Origin of the sequence: Acinetobacter sp. UBA3461, assembly GCF_002381195.1 — a bacterium.
Classification (GTDB): Bacteria; Pseudomonadota; Gammaproteobacteria; order Pseudomonadales; family Moraxellaceae; genus Acinetobacter; species Acinetobacter schindleri.
In genome coordinates this window covers 52,967-53,494 of the sequence record NZ_DFRO01000016.1, presented here as the reverse complement: position 1 = coordinate 53,494, position 528 = coordinate 52,967, and the positions used below count along the sequence as shown (strand labels likewise).

Here is a 528-nt window from a genome sequence, read left to right as displayed (position 1 = left end):
AGGCATATCGCGCTCGTGCGGATTCCGCCATGCTGCGCCCATACAGAAACGGGTCGATCCTGATTCTTTCGCCTGCTTTGCTTCAGCAATGGCTTTTTGTACCTCTACTCTTTTTTCAATTTCCAGATCAGTATCGTAATGGGCAGACTGGGAACAGTATTTACAGTCTTCCGGACAACGACCGGTTTTAATAGAGAGCAAGGTGCTGACCTGTACGGTATTGGCATCAAAATGCTCACGGTGAATTTGCTGTGCCTGAAATAGCAGATCCATCAGTGGTTGATCATAAAGTGCCTGAATCTCGTCACGCGTCCAGTCATTGCGAATCATAGTCTCAACATCAATGTTAAAAAAGAATGCAGAAATAATACGCGGTTTTTAAAAAAATGGTTTAGCCTTTTCTATCAAAATTTGAAGGAATGGCGCTAATTTATAAGCTGAGCTTTTTAATCAATTACAATTTTATGCTGCAAGATTTTATGATTTAAGCTGCTTTAATCCTTATTATTTATATATAAAACTTATAAA

General features: G+C 39.2%; 1 protein-coding gene. It reads right to left on the bottom strand.

Annotated features, from left to right (window positions below; translation table 11 throughout):
- Positions 1–330, bottom strand: a 330-nt coding sequence (locus B3D47_RS02800) for a biotin synthase BioB (protein ID WP_414631721.1), incomplete at its 3' end; no start/stop codon positions are given.
- Positions 331–528: the final 198 nt, after the last annotated feature.